The organism is Sphingomonas sp. 7/4-4 (assembly GCF_027941955.1).
In the GTDB taxonomy this organism is placed as follows: Bacteria; Pseudomonadota; Alphaproteobacteria; order Sphingomonadales; family Sphingomonadaceae; genus Sphingomonas.
In genome coordinates this window covers 4192495-4209217 of the sequence record NZ_CP115960.1, presented here as the reverse complement: position 1 = coordinate 4209217, position 16723 = coordinate 4192495, and the positions used below count along the sequence as shown (strand labels likewise).

At 69.0% G+C, this 16723-nt stretch carries 11 protein-coding genes and 5 pseudogenes; 1 reads left to right on the top strand and 15 read right to left on the bottom strand.

The window, feature by feature from the left end; translation table 11 throughout:
• Nucleotides 1-69: 69 nt before the first annotated feature.
• A pseudogene (locus PIB19_RS21630) lies at nt 70-1037 on the bottom strand (purine nucleoside permease).
• 303 nt (nt 1038-1340) lie between these two features.
• On the opposite strand from PIB19_RS21630, the gene PIB19_RS21625 reads away from it, so the two are divergent.
• Nucleotides 1341-2267: a 5'-methylthioadenosine/S-adenosylhomocysteine nucleosidase gene (locus tag PIB19_RS21625; protein ID WP_271238979.1), complete on the top strand. Its 927-nt coding sequence runs from the start codon at nt 1341-1343 to the stop codon at nt 2265-2267.
• Here the strand turns inward: PIB19_RS21625 and PIB19_RS21620 are convergent.
• The 14 genes and pseudogenes from PIB19_RS21620 to PIB19_RS21560 all read right to left on the bottom strand — a co-directional run bounded on the left by PIB19_RS21620 (nt 2264) and on the right by PIB19_RS21560 (nt 16608).
• Nucleotides 2264-3237, bottom strand: a pseudogene (locus tag PIB19_RS21620) (bile acid:sodium symporter family protein). The gene PIB19_RS21625 and the pseudogene PIB19_RS21620 overlap by 4 nt on opposite strands.
• Before the next feature lie 3 nt (nt 3238-3240).
• Nucleotides 3241-4520, bottom strand: a pseudogene (gene guaD / locus PIB19_RS21615) (guanine deaminase).
• Nucleotides 4517-5449 (bottom strand): xanthine dehydrogenase accessory protein XdhC, encoded by a 933-nt coding sequence (xdhC, locus tag PIB19_RS21610; protein WP_271238978.1) that lies wholly within the window; start codon nt 5447-5449, stop codon nt 4517-4519. The pseudogene guaD and the gene xdhC overlap by 4 nt, the downstream one beginning before the upstream one ends.
• Complete coding sequence (gene xdhB, locus PIB19_RS21605) at nt 5446-7755, bottom strand: xanthine dehydrogenase molybdopterin binding subunit (protein WP_271238977.1); 2310 nt, start codon at nt 7753-7755, stop codon at nt 5446-5448. The genes xdhC and xdhB overlap by 4 nt, the downstream gene beginning before the upstream one ends.
• A complete protein-coding gene (gene xdhA / locus PIB19_RS21600) occupies nt 7748-9157 on the bottom strand; it encodes a xanthine dehydrogenase small subunit (RefSeq protein WP_271238976.1) in 1410 nt (469 codons plus the stop codon). Before xdhA ends, xdhB begins: the two co-directional genes overlap by 8 nt.
• A 1-nt stretch (nt 9158) precedes the next feature.
• Nucleotides 9159-9491, bottom strand: a complete 333-nt coding sequence (uraH, locus tag PIB19_RS21595; protein WP_271238975.1) for a hydroxyisourate hydrolase — start codon at nt 9489-9491, stop codon at nt 9159-9161.
• Nucleotides 9488-10878 (bottom strand): annotated as a pseudogene (locus tag PIB19_RS21590) (FAD-dependent oxidoreductase). Before PIB19_RS21590 ends, uraH begins: the two are co-directional and overlap by 4 nt.
• Nucleotides 10875-11354, bottom strand: coding sequence for a 2-oxo-4-hydroxy-4-carboxy-5-ureidoimidazoline decarboxylase (uraD, locus tag PIB19_RS21585; protein ID WP_271238974.1), 480 nt, complete (start codon nt 11352-11354; stop codon nt 10875-10877). The pseudogene PIB19_RS21590 and the gene uraD overlap by 4 nt, the downstream one beginning before the upstream one ends.
• Nucleotides 11351-11731: an oxalurate catabolism protein HpxZ gene (gene hpxZ / locus PIB19_RS21580; protein WP_271238973.1), complete on the bottom strand. Its 381-nt coding sequence runs from the start codon at nt 11729-11731 to the stop codon at nt 11351-11353. The genes uraD and hpxZ overlap by 4 nt, the downstream gene beginning before the upstream one ends.
• Nucleotides 11728-12597, bottom strand: coding sequence for an allantoinase PuuE (gene puuE / locus PIB19_RS21575; RefSeq protein ID WP_271238972.1), 870 nt, complete (start codon nt 12595-12597; stop codon nt 11728-11730). Before puuE ends, hpxZ begins: the two co-directional genes overlap by 4 nt.
• Complete coding sequence (locus PIB19_RS21570) at nt 12594-13823, bottom strand: pyridoxal-phosphate-dependent aminotransferase family protein (RefSeq protein ID WP_271238971.1); 1230 nt, start codon at nt 13821-13823, stop codon at nt 12594-12596. Before PIB19_RS21570 ends, puuE begins: the two co-directional genes overlap by 4 nt.
• On the bottom strand, nt 13813-14874 hold the full coding sequence (locus PIB19_RS21565; protein WP_336297219.1) for an allantoate amidohydrolase: 1062 nt from the start codon (nt 14872-14874) through the stop codon (nt 13813-13815). The genes PIB19_RS21570 and PIB19_RS21565 overlap by 11 nt, the downstream gene beginning before the upstream one ends.
• Nucleotides 14823-15044: a hypothetical protein gene (locus PIB19_RS23345; protein ID WP_336297218.1), complete on the bottom strand. Its 222-nt coding sequence runs from the start codon at nt 15042-15044 to the stop codon at nt 14823-14825. Before PIB19_RS23345 ends, PIB19_RS21565 begins: the two co-directional genes overlap by 52 nt.
• Nucleotides 15041-16608: pseudogene (locus tag PIB19_RS21560) on the bottom strand (gamma-glutamyltransferase family protein). The gene PIB19_RS23345 and the pseudogene PIB19_RS21560 overlap by 4 nt, the downstream one beginning before the upstream one ends.
• Nucleotides 16609-16723: the final 115 nt, after the last annotated feature.

Here is a 16723-nt window from a genome sequence, read left to right as displayed (position 1 = left end):
GTGCTCCCTGTTTTTTCTACCCCCGCTTTTGCGGGTGGATCTGTCGTTGTTCCTGATGCGGACGTGCGTTTACGGTCGCGGCGCCTCCCCGGGCGCCCGGTCGCGATAGCGCGGCCAGTTGCCGGTGAGTTCGTCGACCACGCGTCCACCGATGAGGAAGGCCGCGTCGAGCGAGGGCTGGAGTGCCGAAAGCCCCTTGGATTCGGCAGTGAGGCTTTCCGCCGCGCCGACCCCGGGCGGCTGGACCGAATAGTTGCTGCCGGTGCGCAGCACGAGCAGCCGCGCCGGGTCCGCACGGCCGGCGCGGCCCAGCATGTCGAGCGCACCCGCGACGCCGCTATCTTCCATCGCGGTCATCACGAACGGCTCGCCATTGTCGGTCCAGTAGCGCACCCACTTGCGGACATGCTCGTTGAGGAGCGTGCCGTGCCAGAAGGTCTGCCCGGTCGCCTCGGCGCCCTTGAGCACGTGCGGCGGGCGGATCGCGGCCGGGAATTTCGCAAAGGCGCGCGCAATTGGCGCAGGGCGTCGCCGTCCGCGAGCGGCACATCCTTGGTCAGTGCATAGGCCCAGTCGCGCAGCGGCTTGTTGAGCGGAAAGAGATTATATTGCGCGTCCGGCCGCGGCGCCTCGTACGGTGCGTTGCGGCCGCGGGCGAACATGCCGCTGGTCCAACCCTTCGGCGCCTCGCGCGGATCGACCGCATAGCCGTAATCGGTGTCGACCACGTCGCCGATCCACGCTGCCGAGCCCACCGAAGCCGCGGCCGGATCGACCCCGGCGATCGCCGCGACCAGCCAATAGGCACGCGAAAGGTCGAAGCGCGGATCCATGCCGAGCGCCATCACCGACGCGGCGGCGCGATTGGTGCCGATGCCGGTATGGAGTAGCAGCACCCCGCGTTTCGCATCGTAGCGCAGGTCGCGAAAGCCCGCCGGGAACGGCACGACCTCGGGCATCGTCTCGGCCCAGGCCTGGAACTCGCCGGCGCGATCCCCGGTGTCCGCGCCGATTTCGAACGCGGTGACCACCACCATGCGGATTTCGATGGGCGCCGATTGCGCGTACGCGCCAGGTGCAAGAACCGAAAAGCCGATCGCCAGGATCAGCAAGCTACGACGCAAGAACTGCAAGGGCCGGCTCCGACAGGTGGACCTGGCCTCTCCCCGCCGCTCCCTTCCCCGCGAAGCTGGCCGGAAAGGCTAACACATTGTTGCTGCGCTGCAAGCGGCTTTACGCACGCGCAGCATTTCGGAAGGTGAGAAAGTAATTTTGCGCTGGACGCACGGCAGAACATTGGCGCAATTTGCACTTGTTGCGGTGCACAATCGGGGGTGTCGATGCGGTTTGTTTTGTTCGTGCTGGCGTTGCTGGCCATGCCGTTCGCGGCACATGCCGGCGAAACCTCCGGCAAGCTCGATAGCCAGCCGCGCATCGCGATAATCTCCGCGTTCGAGCCCGAGTGGATCGCACTCAACCGCGACGTGCAGGATCGCCGCGAGTGGATCGTGAACGGCGTCAGGTTCGTCGGCGGCACGATGAAGGGGCGGCCGGTGCTGCTATTCCTGAGCGGCGTATCGATGGTCAATGCGGCGATGACGACCCAGCTCGCGCTCGACCGATTCACGATCCGCAGCATCGTCTTCTCGGGCGTCGCCGGCGGGCTCGATCCGGCGCTCGACGTGGGCGACGTCGTGGTGCCCGATCGCTGGGGTCAGTATCTCGAATCGGCCTTCGCGCGTGCCGACGGTACCGGCTTCGCGCCGCCGATCCAGCGCGCGACGGGCGAGAACTTCGCCAATTTCGGGATGATCTATCCCAATGGCGTGCGCGTCCGCCGCACCGGCGACGAGACGGGAAAGGATCGCCGCTTCTGGTTCGAGGTCGATCCCGGCCTGCTCGCAACGGCGCGCAAGCTCGCGCCGCAGGTGGCGCTGAGCAGATGTTCGGGCACCCTGTGCTTCCGCGCGACTCCCAAGGTGGTGGTGGGCGGCAACGGCATCTCGGGTCCCGTGTTCATGGACAATGCCGAGTTCCGCCAATACGCGTTTCAGACCTTCCAGGCGCAAGTGACCGACATGGAGACCGCCGCGGTCGGCCAGGTGGCCTATGCCAATAAGGTGCCGTACATTGCCTTTCGCGCGCTGTCCGATCTCGCCGGCGGTGATCCGGGCGAGAACCAGGCGCCGGCCTTTTACCGCATCGCTTCGGACAACACCGCGAAGGTGGTGGTGGCCTTTATCGGCGCGGTGGAGATGCCCCGCTAGGCCTCGGGCGTTTCACCCAGCCGGCGCGCGATAACCGCGCAGGCGATCAGCTGGATCTGGTGGAACAGCATCACCGGCAGGATGATGAGCCCGACCTGCGCGGCGGGGAAGAGCACGCCGGCCATCGGCACGCCGGAAGCTAGGCTCTTCTTCGAGCCGCAGAACAACAGCACGATCATGTCGGCGCGCGACAGCCTGAGCGCTTTGCCGGCGCCCCAGGTCGCGGCGAGCACGATCGCCAGCAGCACAGTGCAGACCAGCAGCAGCACGATCAGATCAGGTGCCGAGACACGACGCCACAGCCCCTCGACCACCGCCGCGCCGAACGCGGTATAGACCACCAGCAGGATCGATCCGCGGTCGACCAGCGTCACCAGCTTCTTGTGGCGCGACACCCAGCCGCCGATCACCGGGCGCAGGAGATGTCCGACGACGAAGGGCAGGAGCAGCTGCAGCAGGATCGCCTCGATCGAGGCGAGCGACACGCCCGCCTGCGGCCCGCCGCTAGCCGAATGCATCAGCAGCGCGACCAGCGCGGGGGTGAGCACGATCCCGATCAGGTTGGAGAACGAAGCGCTGCACACCGCCGCGGCGACGTTGCCGCGCGCGATCGAAGTGAACGCGATCGAGGACTGCACCGTCGACGGCAGCAGCGTGAGGAACAGCAGCCCCGCTGCCATCGACGCGTCGAGGATCGGCAGCGCGGTTATCGCGAGCCCAAGCAGCGGGAAGAGCGCGTAGGTCGCCGCGAACACCGCGAGGTGCAGCTTCCAGTTGCGCAATCCCTCGAAAATCGCCTCGCGCGACAGCTTGGCGCCGTGCAGGAAGAAGAGCAGCACGATCCCGGCGTCGGCGGCGACGCCGAACGCCTGCACCCCGCTCCGCGCGGCGGCAGGAACGACGCCAGCAACACGGTGCCGAGCAGCATCAGGATGAACGGCTCGAAGACGGCGAGGAAACGGCGCAGCATCGGTCAGCTCCTCGCGTGCGCGCGCCGGCCGCGCAGCCAGGTCGCGGCGACTGCGCGGTCGTCGCCGAGGATCTGGAGCGCGAACAGCCGGTCGTGGAGGTCTGCCCCTGCGGTGCGGCGCGCGAGTAGGGGTGTCGCGGCGCAATCGAGTACGACGAAATCGGCCTCCTGGCCCGGCAGCAGCCCGCCGACGCGATCGGCGATCCCCAGTACCGCAGCGCCTCCCGCGGTGGCGAAGTAAAGCGCGCGGAACGGATCCAGGCTGCAGCCGCGCATCTGGCACACCTTGTACGCCTCGCCCAACGTGTGGAGCACGCTGAAACTCGTGCCCGCCCCCACATCGGTGCCGATCCCGATCTTCACTCGGTGGCGATCGGCGGCGGTCAGGTCGAACAGCCCCGAGCCGAGGAACAGGTTGCTCGTCGGGCAGAAGGCGATCCCCGCCCCGGCCTCCGCCATGCGGCCGAGCGAACGATCGTCCATATGGACACAGTGGGCGAACACCGATCGCGGCCCGACCAGCCCGAAACGGTCATAGACGTCGAGATAGTCGCACGCCTCGGTGAAGCGCTCGCCCACCGCGGCGATCTCGCCGAGATTCTCGGAAAGATGCGTGTGCATCAGCACGTCGGGGTGCGCGGCGAGCATTTCCCCGCGCCGGCGAGCTGTGCGTCGGACGAGGTCAACGCGAAGCGCGGGGTGACCGCATACCCCAGCCGCCCGCGCCCGCGCCACCGCGCGATCAGCGCCTCGGTTTCGGCGCGTCCCTGCGCGGGCGTGTCGGCCAGCCCCGGCGGACCCAAGTCCATCAGCACCTTGCCCGAGACGATCCGCATGTCGCGCGACAGCGCCGCCTCGAACAGCGCATCGACCGACGCGGCATGGACGGTAGCGAACACCAGCGCGCTGGTGGTGCCGTTGCGCAGCAATTCGTCCAGGAAGAATGCGGCGATACCGTCGGCATGCGCGCGGTCGGCAAAGGCTTGTTCGGCGGGGAAGATGTGGCGGTCGAGCCATTGCAGCAGTTGCTCGCCATGCGAGGCGATCCGCTCGGTCTGCGGATAATGGACGTGCGCGTCGACGAAGCCCGGGACGATCAGCCCGGGCAGCGCCTTGATCGGGACCCCGGCGAAGCGCTCCGCCAGATCGGCATGCGCCCCGCAGGCGACCACCAGTCCGTCCTCGATTACCAGCAGTCCGTCGGCGAAATGGCGGACGGCTTCGGGCCCGGCGGTCGCGGGATCCTGGGGCACGCTGAGGATTTCGCCGCGAAAGGCCTTCATCGATCGCTATCCAGCAGCAGCAACTGCGCGATCACCGCGATCGCGATCACGTCAGGGTGCTTGTCGGCGAGGTCCGGGATTCCGATCGGGCAGGTCAGCCGCGCGGCATCGACGCCGTCGGCGGCGAACCGCGAGAGGAAGCGTGCGCGCTTGGTCGCCGATCCGATCAGTCCGACGAACCGCGCCTGCGAACGCAGCGCCGCGGAAGCGAGGCGGTAATCGAGCCCATGATCGTGCGTGAAGATCAGCACCGCCGCGTCGGGCCCTGCCTCGCCCGCACAAGCAAGCAGCGCGTCCTCCTCCTGCACCGACACGCCCGGAAGACCCCGATCCGCGCGAGTATCGAACCAGGAAAGGCGGAAGGGCAAGCGCGGCAACCGCTCGGCGATGGCGATGCCGACATGCCCCGCGCCGAACATCAGCAGCGGACGGTATGCGCGGCCTTCGTCGGGCTCCAGGAAATGCATGCCGGCGCCAGGCTTGGGGCTGCGCGGCGGCAGCGGCGGGGCGATCCCCGCGGCATCTTCCGCCGGAACCCGCCGGATCGGCGCCGCCTCTCCGTCGAAGCAGGCGGCGACCGGCTCGCCGCGCGCGACATGCTCGGTCCAGTCCCACGCGCCGGCTTCGGGCGCCGCGAAATGCTCGACCAGCAGCCGCACCTGCCCGCCGCAGCATTGCCCGAGCAGCGGCCCCAGCGGCCAATCCTGCACCCGCCACGTGCCCGGCGGCTGGGCGAGGATCGCGCGCGCCTGCTCGGTCGCGCGCAGTTCGAGCGCGCCGCCGCCGATCGTGCCGGCCGCCTCGTGTGCAGTCACCGCCATCCGCGTGCCCGCGCCGCGCGGCGACGAGCCTTCGGTGGCGAGGATCGTCACCAGCGCGACCGGTTCGTGCCGCCACGCCGCGCGCAAGGCCGCCAGCCACTCGCTCATCGCGCGCGCAACTCGGCGATCGCCGCGAGGATCCGCTCGGGGGTGGCCGGCGCGTCGAGGCTGGGCAGCCCCTTGCCGGGCGCCGCGGCAGCGACCGCCTGGGTCAGGGCGCTGAACACCGAGATCGCGAGCATGAGCGGGGGTTCGCCCACCGCCTTGGACCGGTGGATCGTCGGTGCGGCATTGCGCCCGCGTTCCCAGATCGCGATCTGCATGCGACGCGGGCGATCGTTGGCGGTGGGAATCTTGTAGGTCGAGGGGGCGTGGGTGCGCAGCCGGCCGCGCGTGTCATAGACCAGCTCCTCGGTGGTCAGCCAGCCCATGCCCTGGATGAACCCTCCCTCGATCTGGCCCAGGTCGATCGCCGGATTGAGCGAGCGCCCGACATCGTGGAGGATGTCGACCGCGAGCACGCGATGCTCGCCGCTGAGCGTATCGACCGCGACTTCGCTCAGCGCCGCGCCATAGGCGAAATAGAGAAACGGGCGGCCGGTGTGGGTGGCGCGATCGTAATGGATGTCGGGGGTGGCGTAGAAGCCGGTCGACGCCAGCGAAATGCGGCCGAGATGCGCCATCCGGCAAAGCGTGGCGAAGGGCATCGTCTCCGCGCCCGCGACCATTTCGCCCTGCGTGAAGCGCACCGCCTCGGGCGGCACACCGAACCTGCCTGCGGCGAACGCGACCAGCCGCTCGCGGATCGTGACAGCGGCGTTGTACGCGGCCATGCCGTTCAAGTCGGCGCCCGAAGAGGCGGCGGTTGCCGATGTGTTGGGCACCTTGTCGGTGCGCGTCGCCGCGATCTTCACTGTCTCGACCGGCACCGCGAACACGTCGGCTACGATCTGGGCGATCTTGGTGTGGAGACCCTGCCCCATCTCGGTGCCGCCATGATTGAGATGGATCGAACCGTCGGCATAGACCAGCACCAGCGCGCCGGCCTGGTTGAGGTGCGTGGTGGTGAAGCTGATCCCGAACTTGACCGGAGTCAGCGCCAGCCCCTTCTTGACCACCGGGCTCGCGGCATTGAACGCAGCGATTTCGTCGCGGCGCCGCGCATAATCGGCACGCTCGGCGAGCTCGGCGACAAGGTCGGGTGCGACATTGTCCTCGACCCGCATGTGATAGGGAGTGACGTCCCGCCCGGGGCCATAGAAATTGGCGCGGCGGACATCGAGCGGATCGCGCCCGAGATGCGTCGCGATCGCATCGATCACGCGCTCGATTCCCAGCATCCCCTGCGGCCCACCGAAACCGCGGAACGCGGTGTTCGACACCGTGTGCGTCTTCAACCGGTGGCTGACGATCTCAACCGCGGGAAGGAAATAGCAATTGTCCGAATGGAACATCGCCCGGTCGTTGATCGCAGGTGACAGATCGGCAGTGGCGCCGCAGCGTGAGGCGAGCTCGAGGCGAATGCCTTCGATCCGGCCCGCGTCGTCGAAGCCCACGTCATAGTCGATCACGAATTCATGGCGCTTGCCGGTGGCGACCATGTCGTCGTCGCGATCGGCGCGGAACTTGGCGGGGCGGCCCGTCTTGCTCGCGACGAGCGCGGCGGCGGCGGCAAAGGCGGCGGCCTGGGTTTCCTTGCCGCCGAAGGCCCCGCCCATCCGGCGGACCTCGACCGTCACCTCGGCATGGCTGCGCCCGAGCATCTTGGCGACGAGATGCTGGATCTCGCTCGGATGCTGGGTCGAGCTCAACAGGTGGATCTGGCCGTGCTCGCCGGGCGTGGCGAGCGCGGCCTGGCCCTCGAGATAGAAATGCTCCTGCCCGCCCATCTCGACACGACCCGAAAGGCGGTGCGGCGCGGCGGCGAGCGCGGCATCGGCATCGCCGCGGCGCATGACCTGGCTCGCCTCGATCAGCGACCTGGCCGCGACGGCATCGGCGATCGTGACGAGCGCGGGAAGCGGCTCGCTGACCACCCTTCCCGCCCGCGCGGCCGTCCGCGCGGCACGCGTGCTGGTCGCGGCGACGAGGAATAGCGGCTGGCCCGGGTAGAGCACGACCTCCTCCGCCAGCAGCCGGTCATCGCCCGCCACCGGGCTGACGTCGTTCGCGCCTGGGATGTCGGCGGCGGTGTAGACCGCGACCACGCCGGGCGTTGCGCGCACCGCTTCGAGATCGAGCGAGACGATCCGCGAATGGCCGTCGTCCGCGTGCCCGAACGCACAATGGAGTAGCCCCGGCGGCTCGGGCAGATCGTCGACATAGGCGGCAGTGCCCGCGACATGCAGGTCGGCGCTGTCGTGGCGCAGCGACTGGTGCACTGCGCCCGGGCGGATCGGATCGACCTCAGACATGCGCCAGGTCCGGCGCGTCCGCTTGCTCGTGCCATAGCCGGCGCAGCAGATTGCCCGCCGCCGCGAGACGATATTCGGACGATCCGCGCAAATCGTCGAGCGGCGTGAAATCCGCACGCAGCGCCTCCGCCGCGGCATCGAGCGTCTCGGGGGTCCAGCGCCTGCCGCGCAGCGCCGCCTCGCAGGCAGGCGCACGGGAGGGAATGCCCGCCATCCCGCCGAACGCGATGCGCGCATCGCCGATCACGCCATCGACGATCGGCAGCACGAATGCCGCGCACAGGCTGGAGATGTCGCTGTCGAAACGCTTCGACAGCTTGACGATCCGAACGAGCGTGTCGGGCGCCGGTCGCGGAATATGGATGCGCTCCACCCATTCGCCCGGTGCACGGTCCTGGTTGCCATAGGCTAGGAAGAAGTCCTCGAGCGGCAGGGTGCGGCGCGTGTCGCCGCGGCGCAGCGTCAGCGTCGCACCGAGCGCGATCAGCGCGGGTGGCATGTCGCCGATCGGCGAGCCGTTGGCGATGTTGCCGCCGATCGTCCCGGCGTTGCGCACCTGGAGCCCGCCGATCCGGCGGATCAGTTCGCCGAGCTCGGGGTGGAGCCGCACCAGGGCCCCGCGCGCCTCGCTGTAGCGGACATTGGCGCCGAGCGTGAGACCCTCGGGCGTCTCCTCGATCACCTTGAGATCGGCGACGTCGCTTATGAAGACGAGGCTGTCGATCTCCCGCAACTGCTTGGTTACCCAGAGTCCGATATCGGTCGCGCCCGCGACGATCCGTGCCTGCGGATTGGCCGCGACGAAGACCGAAAGCTCGTCGGCGGTACGCGGCACGAAGATGCCGGGCAGCGACAGCGCTTTGCTGCGCTGGAGGCCCTTGAGCGTCGCCACCATCGCCGGGTCCGCCACCGAGGCAACGGGTGGGTTCGCCTCGCCCGCCGCGAGGATGGGACCATAGCCGGTGCAGCGGCACAGATTGCCCGCGAGCACGTCGCCCACCGGCAGGTCTTCGGTCCCCTCCGCGGCGATGCTGCGCGCGTAGAGCGACATCACGAAGCCGGGCGTGCAAAAGCCGCATTGCGATCCATGGCCGTCGACAAGCGCCTGCTGGACCGGATGGAGCGCGCCGCCTCTGGACAGGCTCTCGACGGTCATCAGCGCCTTGCCGTCGAGCATCGGCAGGAACAGGATGCAGGCGTTGACCGCGCGCCACCGCACCATCTCTCCGTCCAGGGTCCCCAGCGCGACGGTGCAGGCGCCGCAATCGCCCTCGGCGCAGCCTTCCTTGGTGCCGGTACGGCGGAGCCGATAGCGCAGCAAGTCGAGCAGCGTGCCCGTGGGATCGGGCGCGGCGATCTCGATCACTTCACCGTCGAGCAGGAAGCGGATGGAATCGTCCATCTCAGCTGCCCCGATAGGTGGAATAGCCGAACGGCGAAACGAGCAGCGGCACGTGATAATGCCCGCTGTCGGCGATGCCGAAATCGAGGCCGATGCGATCGAGGAAAGGCGGCTCGGTCAGGGTCAGGCCCGCGGCGCGGAAATAATCGGCCACGGCGAATTCGAGGCGGTAGGCGCCCGGCGTGACCGTAAGGTCGCGCAGCGCCGGGCAGCGGCCATCGGCATCGGTTACGCCCTCGAACAGCGGCGTGTCGCCCTGGAGCAATCGAACGGCGATGCCTGCGGCGGGGCGGCCATGCGTGGTGTCGAGAACATGGGTGCTGAGGCTGGTCATGCGCGGGGCCATTCGACAGTGAATTCGGGTTCGGCGAAGGCGTGGAAGTCGGCGAGGATCGCGGCTTCGTCATCGCGGAAGAGCTGGTCGGCGACGCCGCTCACCAGCCTAGGCAGCGCGTGCTTGAGCCCCGAGATCGCCGATGCCGAAAGCCCCAGGCTGATCAGCGCCGAATAATTGAACGCGAACAGCCCGTGGAGAAGCACGTCGTCGGGATCGCGCGCGAGAAGCTCGAAACCCGGGCCGAGATAAGGGTGCGCATCGAGCAGCGGGTTGGGCTCGGGTGCAGGGTAGCGATCGCCCCAGCGAGCGATGCGATCCTGGACCAGCGCCAGTTCCGGGCGCAGCGCAGGATCGGTGACGAGCCCAGTCGAGAGCACGAGGAAGTCGTAGTCATGGCGCCCGTGCGGCGTGCTGACCCGCACCGAGTCGCCGGTCTCCTCGACCGCCAGCCACGGACTGCCGAGATGCAGCTCGAACCCTGGAAAGGCTGCCGCCGCCTCGAACATGTCGATGGTCGGCGGCTGGTTGTGGCGGAAGAACGCCGCCATCAGTTGGTACTTCGCCGCATCGTCGAGCACCGGATAGCGCGGGATGATCCCGGCCCGCTCCATGAAGCGGATCGGGTTGATCCGCGGCATCCGCTTGCGGCGCATGAAGACGTGCGCGACCTCTACCCCGGCGGACAGCGCTGCCTGCGCGTTGTCGAATGCCGAGGCGCCGCCGCCGAGAATCGCGATGCGCTTGCCCGCCAGCGCGGCATAGTCGATCGCGTCTGCGGTATGCGCGTAACGGTGCGGGGCGAGCGCTTCCTCGATCATCGGCGGGGTATGCCAATGCCCGCCGCCCTGGATTCCGGTGGCGAGGACCACCTTGCGCGCCAGCAGCGTCTCCCCGCCGGCCAGATGGAGCTTGTGGATGCCGTCGACCGGCTCGATCAGCGCCACGCGCGCGTCGTTGCGCACCGGCAGCCGCAGCACGCCGCGGTACCAGCGCAGATACGCCATCCATTCGCGCCGCGGGATCTTGCCCAGCGCCTCCCAGCCCCCGGCGCCGTGCTGCGCCTCCCACCAGGCGCGGAAGCTGAGCGACGCGACGCCCTGCTCGATCGCGCCGAGATGCTTGGGGTGCGCAAGGTCGCCATCCGCGCATAAGTGTCCCACGGCCCCTCAAAGCCGGCGGGGTTCTCGTCGAGGATCAGCAGGTTCGAGATGCGCTCGCGCAGCAGTCCGAACGCCGCGCCGAGTCCCGATTGCCCGCCGCCGATGATGACGACGTCATGGACGTGCCCCTCGGCGTGGCTGCGCGGCACCAGCCAGTCGGGCTCGCCGAAGTTGAGGCAGGCGAGGTCGTGCGCGACGCGCGCTTCGAGCTGCGCGAGGCTCATGGCGCCAGCTCCAGCCGGAACCGGACGATCTCGCCGATCTGTTCGATCGCGGTGGCGATCTCGGTGTCGCGATCATTGCCCAGCCGGCGTTCCATCGCGGCGAGGATCCCCGCTTTGTCGGTCAGCCGGACGCAGAGGATGAAGGGAAAGCCGAACCGGTCGACATAAGCGCGATTGAGCGCGTGGAAGCGATCGAACTCGTCCCGGGTCAGCCGGTCGAGGCCCACGCTCGCCTGCTCGGCGGCGGAAGCCTCGGTGAGGCTGCCGTCGACCGCGGCCTTGCCGGCGAGTTCGGGGTGCGCGCGGATCAATGCGAGTTGCTCGTCGTGCGTCGCGTCGCGGACGACCTGCATCAGCCCGGCATGGAGATCGGGCAAGGGCAGCCGTTCGGCAGCGCGCGCCACCACCCAAAGGCTGTGCTCGAACAATGCGCCGTGCCGCGCGATGAAGGCTGCACGCTCGGCGCTCCCGGTCACGAGGTGCTTCCTTCCAGCGAGACGTGGGCGGCCACCACCTTCCAGCCATCGGCGAACCGGACCCAAATCTGGCTCTGGCGTCCGCGCCGCTCGGTCCCTTCGCGGAAGAATTCGGCGTTGGCGCTGGCGAGGTCGGACCCGTACGTCGTGATCGCGACTCGGCCGAGGCGGCGCTGCGGCGATCCGCCGCGGCCCTTGCGGAACGCGCGGATCTCTTCGATCCCGTAGAGTGTTTCGCCGACACCATAGCGCACCGTGGTAGGCGCGTCGTGGAACAGCCGGTCCATCGCCGCGACGTCGTCGGCCATCAGCGCGCGCTCATATTCGTGGAACGCGGCGGTCACCTCGGCGAGCGCCTGCGGATCGTCGATGATCATTGCGGGTGGACCTTCATCCAGTGGCGCGCGATGTCGATGCGGCGCGCGATCCACGCATCGCCGCTCTGGAGCACATGGTCGAGGAATCGGGCGACGGCGATCGTTCGCCCGGGTCGGCCGGCGATGCGGCCGTGCAGGCCGATCGACATCATCCGCCCGCCCTCCTCGCGCAGCTGCTCGAAGGTATCGACCAGGTAGCGGAAGAACTGCGTTCCCTCGGTGAAGCCGTTGAGCGCGACCATCTTCATGTCGTTGGCGTCGAGGCTGTAGGGCACGATCAGCTGGCCGCCTGCATAATAAGGCAGGTCGTCGGCATAGCTGTCGGCATCGTAGACGAACCCGCCTTCCTCCGCGACCAGCCGGCCGGTGTTGGGCGAGGTGCGGCCCTGGTACCAGCCCAGCGGACGCTCACCGGTGAGCCGCCGGTGGATCTCGATCGCGCGGGCGATATGCTCGCGTTCCACTGCCTCGGGGACGTTCTGATAGTCGATCCAGCGATAGCCGTGACTGGCGACTTCCCACTCGGTCGCCAGCATCGCGTCCACCGCTGCCGGGTTCGCCGCCATCGCCGCTGCGACGCCGAACACCGTGACCGGAACGCCGCGGTCGGCGAACAACCGGTGCAGCCGCCAGAAGCCGGCGCGCGAGCCGTATTCGTACAGGCTTTCCATCGCCATCGCCCGCGCCGGGTGGCTCGCCGCCCCCACCATGTCCGACAGGAACGCCTCGCTTCCCGCGTCCCCGTTGACCACGCTGTTCTCCGCCCCTTCTTCGTAATTGATCACGAAGTTCACCGCCACACGCGCGCCTCCGGGCCACTGCGGATCGGGCGGCGTCGCACCGTAGCCGATGAGGTCGCGCGTCATGCCGCCCAGGCCTCCAGCGCCGCGTCGACCCCCGCCCCCGCCGGCGCCGTGAAGCCCTCGGCGCGCAGCACCGCCTCGAGCGCGCTCAGCGTGATCGCCACCTTGTGCTTCATCGCATTGTATCCCATCGCGCCGATCCGCCACATCGTGCCGGCGAGCGGGCCGAAGGCCGTGCCGATCTCGATCTCGAAATCCTCGCGCATCCGGCGGCGCACCGCCTCGCCGTCGATCCCTTCGGGGATCAGGATGCCGGTGACGTTGGTCATCCGGAAACGATCGTCGCCATAGACCTGCAGCCCCAGCGCCCGCGCCCCCGCGGTCACCGCGCGGCCCGCCGCGGCGTGGCGGGCGAAGCGCGCCTCGAGTCCCTCGCCCAGCGCCACGCGGGCGCATTCGCGCGCGCCGTAGAGCATCGTCGTCGCTTCGGTATGGTGATTGAGCCGCTTGTCGGACCAATAGTCCATGACCATCGCCAGATCGAAATAGTTCGAGCCGATCCGCGCGCCGGAGCCGTTGGCGAGATCGGCGCGCGCAATGCCCTTTTCGATGTGGCGGCGTGACAGGATGTATTCGGCTGCGCGGTCGGAGATCGTGATCGGCGCCGAGCCCGAGGGCCCACCCAGGCATTTCTGCAGCCCGCCGGTAACCACGTCGATCCCCCATTCGTCGGCTCGGATCGCCATGCCGCCGATCGTCGCGGTGGCATCGACATAGGAATACGCCCCGGCCGCGCGGCACAGCGCGCCCAGCCCGTCGAGCGGTTGCGCCATCGTGGTCGAGGTATCGCCATGGACGCAGGCGACGACCTTGGGCCCGACGCGCTCGATCGCCGCGGCGATCTGGTCGATCGGCACGGTCTCGCCCCAGGGCGCCGAGAGCATCTCGATCTTCGCGCCGATCCGCTCGCCGATCTCGCGCAGCAGCAGCCCGAAGCGGCCGAAATCGATCACCAGCAGCGTGTCGCCGGGCGCGAGCAGCGAAACGAGCGCCGCCTCGATCCCTGCGCGCGCGGTGCCGTCGACCAGGAAGGTCCAGCGATTCTCCGTTCCGAAGATGGGGCGATAGAGCGCCATCACCTGCTCCATATACCCCGTCATCTCGGGGTCGAACTGGCCGAGCAGATCCGCGCTCATCGCGCGCAGCACGCGCGGATGCGCGTTGACCGGGCCCGGGCCCATCAGCAGCCGGTGCGGCGGATCGATCTCGCCGAAAAGGTCAGGCGTCATGTCGCTCTCCCAGGCGATCGAGGAAACCGAGCATCACCCGCAGCGCGACATCGGCGTCCTCGGGTTCGACATGCTCGGCGGGGTTGTGGCTGACGCCGCCCTTGCAGCGGACGAACAGCATCGCCGTGGGGCAGAGCGCGGCCATGATCATCGCGTCGTGCCCCGCGCCGCTGACCAGGCGAAACGGTGCGATGCCCTGCGCGGCGACCGACTGCTCCAGCAAGGCGGAAAGGCGCTTGTCGCAAGGCGAGGCGGCGAGGTCGTTGGTCTGCTGAACCGCAAAGTCGACGCCACGCGCAGAGGCAATCTCATGGATCCGATCCAGGATCGCCTCTGCGGCAGCATCGCGACGTGCCTGATCCCCCGCGCGGATGTCGAGCGTGAAGCACACCCGCCCGGGAATGACGTTGGAGGCCCCTGGCGCGACATCGAGCTTGCCAACCGTCGCGACGAGATCGGATGCATCGTCTCGCGCCACTGTCTCGGCCCCGAGCACCATCTCGGCGGCGGCGGCCAGCGCATCCCGGCGCAGGCCCATCGCGGTGGTCCCCGCATGCCCGGCGGTCCCGGTAACGGTGACGATGTAGCGCAGTTGCGCGGCAATGCCGGTCACGATCCCGACGGGCAGGCCTGCCGCCTCGAGTGCGGGCCCCTGCTCGATATGCACCTCGAAATAAGCGAGCGCGCCGGGATGCCGCGCCTCGGCATAGGTCAGTGTCGAGAGCTCGAACGGGGCGAGGGCCTCGTCGAGCGACAGGCCGGCTCGGTCCTCGCTTTCGAGCATCGCCGGATCGAGACTTCCCGCCACCGCCCGGCTGGTGAGCATCGCGACGGGGAAGCGCGATCCCTCCTCGTCGCCGAACGCATAGATTTCGATCGGAAAGGGCAGCCGCCGCTCCGCTGCATGCAGCGCCGCGACCGCTTCGATCGCAAGCATCACGCCGAGCGGGCCATCGTAGCGGCCGGCGTCGCGGACGCTGTCGATATGGCTGCCGAGGATCAGCGGCGGCGCGTCGGGCCGCGCTCCTCGTAGCGGCCTATCAGGTTGCACGCCGCGTCGATCCGCGTGCGCATCCCCGCCTCGTGCATCCACTCCGCGATCGCGCGCTGAGCAGCGGCGAAGCCGGGGGTCAGATAGGCGCGAAACAGCATGTCGGGCGCATCGCTGTACGGGGCGACACCGAGTTCGTCGCAGCGCGACACTGCCCGCGCCCCGCTCACCATGCCGCCACCTGCCCGTCGCTGCGCGGGTCGGTCGCGCCTTCGAGCGCCCCCGATGCGTGGCGGACGATCGCGCCGGCATGGCCCATCATCGAGGTGAAGGCGTCGACAAGCTCGACCTGGTGGCCCGCCTCGCGCAGCTGCGCGTAGAGCGCTGCATCGAACCGATCCTCGAATTTGAGCGTCATGCTCTCCTCGCCCCAGGTCCGGCCGAGCAGCCAGCGCGGCCGCGTGATCGCTTCCTGCAGCGGCACGCCGTGCCAGGCATAGCGGCTGAAGATCGCCGCCTGCGTCTGCGGCTGGCCCTCGCCGCCCATCGTGCCATAGGCCATCACGCGCCCGTCATCGAACCGCGCCAGCGCCGGGTTGAGCGTGTGGAAGGGCTTCCGGCCAGGCTTGAGCGCATTCCAGCCCTCGGGAATCAGGCGGAAGCTGCTGCCGCGATTCTGCCAGGTGATCCCCGTCTCGGGGAGCACCACCCCGACCCGAACTCGAAATAGGTCGACTGGATGCAGCTGACCACGCGCCCCGCGGCATCGGCCGCGCCGAACCAGCACGTGTCGCCGAGCTGCGGCGGATGCGGCCAGGGCAGTGCGCGTTCGCCGTCGATCCGCGCGGCCATCGCGTCGAGCGCTGCGGCATCGCCGAGCAGCGCCTGCGGATCGACCTGCATATAAGCGGGATCGCCGACATGCCGATCGCGATACAGGAAGGCCTGCTTGGTCGCTTCGACCAGGCCGTGGACGTGCGCGAAGCTTTCCGCCTGCGCCGTCGGCAGCCGATGCGCGAGCGCGAGGATCAGCAGCGAGGCTATTCCTTGCGTCGGCGGCGCGGTGTTGAACAGCGCTACATCGCCGACGCGCACATGCAAGGGATCGGACATAGCCGCCGCGTGAAGTTGCAGATCCGACAGCATTACGGGACTGCCGAGCGCCTGAAGCTCCCGCGCGATATCGGCCGCGAGGCTGCCGCGGTAGAAGGCGTCGAGACCCTCCTCCGCCAGCCGCCGCAGCGTCGCACCAAGCGCAGGCTGGCGGAGCAGCGCGCCCTCCGCGCAGCCATCATAGGTCGCGGCCCATGCCCCCGGCTGGTGGCGCAGCTCGGCACCCTTGGCGCTGAGGATGTCCGCGCCGCTTTTGGTCACGGCGACCCCGCATTCGGCGTGGTGGATCGCGTCGCGCAGCAGCCGGGCAAGCGGCAGCGTGCCGCCGCTCCGCGCCAACGCCGCTTGCCATCCGGAGACGGTACCCGCCACGGTGTTGGCCGCCAGCGGTCCGCGATTGGGCACCGCGTCCAGCCCCGCATAGAGCGCCAGGTCCGCAGCTGCGGCAGCGGCACCGCATGCGTCGATCGCCCAGGTCGTCCCATCGGGCTCGGCGACCAGCCAGAAGCCGTCGCCGCCGATCCCGGTCATATGGGGATATACCACCGCCAGCGTGGCCGCGACCGCCACGGTCGCTTCGATCGCGTTGCCGCCGTCCTGGAGCACGCCGAGACCAGCCTGGGCCGCGAGATGATGCGGCGCCGTCACCATGCCGCGATGCGCCCGGACGCTGTGCAGCATCAACAGCTCCCCGGTGCATTGGCGTCGGCGTGTCGCATCGAACCTCCGGCGAGCAGCCTAACACGTCGTTTCCGCAGCGCAACATAGGATTCAGTAATTACTTACTTACCGTCGG

Excerpts from the sequence above, each read along its gene's own strand:
- xdhA (WP_271238976.1), bottom strand. The coding sequence starts at position 9,157 with ATGGACGATTCCATCCGCTTCCTGCTCGACGGTGAAGTGATCGAGATC.
- uraH (WP_271238975.1), bottom strand. The coding sequence starts at position 9,491 with ATGACCAGCCTCAGCACCCATGTTCTCGACACCACGCATGGCCGCCCC.
- xdhB (WP_271238977.1), bottom strand. The coding sequence starts at position 7,755 with ATGTCTGAGGTCGATCCGATCCGCCCGGGCGCAGTGCACCAGTCGCTG.
- puuE (WP_271238972.1), bottom strand. The coding sequence starts at position 12,597 with ATGACGCGCGACCTCATCGGCTACGGTGCGACGCCGCCCGATCCGCAG.
- hpxZ (WP_271238973.1), bottom strand. The coding sequence starts at position 11,731 with ATGATCATCGACGATCCGCAGGCGCTCGCCGAGGTGACCGCCGCGTTC.
- PIB19_RS21625 (WP_271238979.1), top strand. The coding sequence starts at position 1,341 with ATGCGGTTTGTTTTGTTCGTGCTGGCGTTGCTGGCCATGCCGTTCGCG.
- PIB19_RS21570 (WP_271238971.1), bottom strand. The coding sequence starts at position 13,823 with ATGACGCCTGACCTTTTCGGCGAGATCGATCCGCCGCACCGGCTGCTG.
- xdhC (WP_271238978.1), bottom strand. The coding sequence starts at position 5,449 with ATGAGCGAGTGGCTGGCGGCCTTGCGCGCGGCGTGGCGGCACGAACCG.